1 protein-coding gene and 2 pseudogenes are annotated in these 2,591 nt (G+C 72.2%); 1 reads left to right on the forward strand and 2 read right to left on the reverse strand.

Annotated features, from left to right (window positions below; translation table 11 throughout):
• Positions 1 to 362 (reverse strand): annotated as a pseudogene (locus ABZY11_RS43890) (hypothetical protein); the annotation flags it as partial.
• Between the two features lie 123 nt (positions 363 to 485).
• Here ABZY11_RS43890 and ABZY11_RS43895 point away from each other — a divergent pair.
• Complete coding sequence (locus ABZY11_RS43895) at positions 486 to 1,163, forward strand: uracil-DNA glycosylase (RefSeq protein WP_356484535.1); 678 nt, start codon at positions 486 to 488, stop codon at positions 1,161 to 1,163.
• 116 nt (positions 1,164 to 1,279) lie between these two features.
• Here ABZY11_RS43895 and ABZY11_RS43900 read toward each other — a convergent pair.
• Positions 1,280 to 2,591: pseudogene (locus ABZY11_RS43900) on the reverse strand (hypothetical protein); the annotation flags it as partial.

A 2,591-nucleotide genomic window follows, 5' to 3' on the forward strand; every position in this document is an offset into this window, starting at 1 on the left:
GCCAGCGCCGACGGCAGCTCCGCGCGCAGCTGTCCGCCGAGCGTCGCCATGCCGGCGGCGCCGATCGCCACGGCGTCGATTCCGGAGCCGTCCTCGCCGCCACATTGCTCCAGCAACCGGCCGGCGGCGGGCAGCAGCTGTTCCAGCAGATGGCCCGCGTCGATCCCGGCCGGTCCGGTACGCACCGGACCGTCGCAGACCGTCGTCGCCACCGGGGCGGACGTGCCGACGGCGCCCAGCGCCACGCGCAGCCCCGAACCGCCCGAGTCCACGCCGAGCACATACGGCCCCGGCGCGGCCGTCGCCTCGCCCGGACACACACGAGCGCCGGTGCTTTCCGGCGATCGACTCGGTGAGTTCATGGACCGGCTCCAGGAAGGAAGGGGAATGACGGCCGCAGCCTATCCCCAGTACCGCGAGCCCCGGCCGGGGGAGTGGGAGTTCGGGGTCGGGGCGCACCGTGTACGCCGGTAGAGTGACGTTTCGTGGCACCACGACCGTTGAATGAAGTAGTCGAGCCCGGCTGGGCCGAGGCCCTCGCCCCCGTGGCCGGACGCATCGCCGCGATGGGTGATTTCCTGCGTGCGGAGGTGGCGGCGGGACGCACCTATCTGCCGGCCGGAGCGAACGTGCTGCGCGCGTTCCAGCAGCCCTTCGACGACGTACGCGTCCTGATCGTCGGTCAGGACCCCTATCCGACGCCCGGAATGGCGATGGGGCTGAGCTTCTCCGTGGCCCCCGAAGTACCTCAGGTGCCCGGAAGCCTGGAGAACATCTTCCGGGAACTGCACACGGACCTGGGGCTTCCGCGTCCGTCGAACGGCGACCTGACGCCCTGGACGCGGCAGGGCGTACTGCTGCTGAACAGGGCACTCACCACGGCGCCCCGCAAACCGGGCGCGCACCGCGGCAAGGGCTGGGAGGAAGTGACCGAACAGGCCATCCGGGCCCTGGCCGCACGCGGCAAGCCGCTGGTGTCCGTGCTGTGGGGGCGGGACGCCCGCAACCTGCGGCCGTTCCTCGACGGTTTCCCGGCGATCGAGTCCGCGCACCCCTCGCCCATGTCGGCGGACCGCGGCTTCTTCGGCTCGCGCCCCTTCAGCCGCACCAATGAACTCCTGCTGCGCCAGGGGGCCCAGGCGGTCGACTGGCGGCTGCCGTAGCGCAGCGGTCCGGGCATCACACCGGACCGCTGCGCACGCTCCGCCGGTCGCGAAGTGGCACCGGATCCCTCGCGGGGCCGGTGCCGCGTCCTCAGATCACGCGCGGGTGTCCCGGGTCACGACGCGTCGCGCACCGTGCCGGTGAACACCGGCCCCTCCAGCGGCTCCCAGGACTCGTCGTAGGTGATCATCCGCAACCGCAGGGATTCCTCCGGCTCCTTCAGCCCGTCGGTGACCGTGGGCACGGTCACCTCGGTGCTCAGCTCACCGGCGGGCACACTGACCGGCAGATACGGCGTCTCCACCACCTTGGACAGCGGCCGGGCCGGGTTCGGTGACTCCCCGAACGTGTCCCGCAGCCATGACCCGTCGATGTCCAGGGTGGACAGCTCCGCCCCCTGCTCGACCGGCAGGATGTCGAAACCGACGGAGCCCATGTCGACATCGGCGACCTCGGAGAGCGAGATCCGCCAGCGCAGGCTCTGCCCCTCGGTGACCTGGTCCGCGACCGGCTTCACCTCGACCGTGGGCATCGGATCGTCGTTCTTCACGGTCAGACCGCCGAGGTGGGAGCCGACGACCGCGCCGCGAACCGCCTTGACGGACACGCTGTGCGTGATGTCGTAGCCGAAGCGGGTGTTGCCCCGCACCTCGACCCGCACATCGTTGTCATGGCTGCCCCGACGCACCGTCACCGTCCGGTGGCCGTCCCCGTCCGTGCCCGGCTCGGTGACGAACAGCCGGACCCGGCCGCTGCCGTGCCCGGAGACCCGAACCGGAACACGGTAGGTCCGGACCCCGGAGTCACCCTCCTCGACCGTCAGACTGCCGATGTCCACTCGCGGCAGCGAGGCCGCCCGGACTGCGGGCGTACCGGGGCGCCAGCCCCATGCGTCGACCAGCCAGGCCTGCCCCGACTTGCTGCGCGGAGTCAGTTCCAGGGTCTTCACCCGCTTCAGGTCCACTTTGCTCCGCACGGCGGCCGACAGCGGTACGCGGATCTCCCGCCCCCAGTACGACGCGGTCCGGTCGCTGCCCGGCAGCCCGTCGATCCGGACCCCGCCCAATGTCGCCCGTCGGCCCCTGGTGTCGGTGAGAGCGACGTCCAGTCGGGTGCCGGTGGTGTTGGGCGGCACGATCACCCTCAGTGCCAGCGACTCGGCACCCGCCACGGAGACCGGCCGGGCGGGACGCATCTTCACCGCGGTGCCCGGCTTCGACCAGCGCATCGCGACCGCGTGGCGGCCGGGCTCCCGCGCGGTCTGCCACATGGCGAAGTGCGGGGAGACGGCGGTCCCTTCGGGCGGCAGACAGGCGCGGCCCGGATCGGGATCCACCTGCGCGCACACCCGGCCGCCGCTCACGGCCACCGAGGTGTCCGGCAGGAACGCGGGCGTCCGCTTCCCGCCGACCGCATGGGTGAGCACG

The organism is Streptomyces sp. NPDC006510 (assembly GCF_040611955.1).
Classification (GTDB): Bacteria; Actinomycetota; Actinomycetes; order Streptomycetales; family Streptomycetaceae; genus Streptomyces.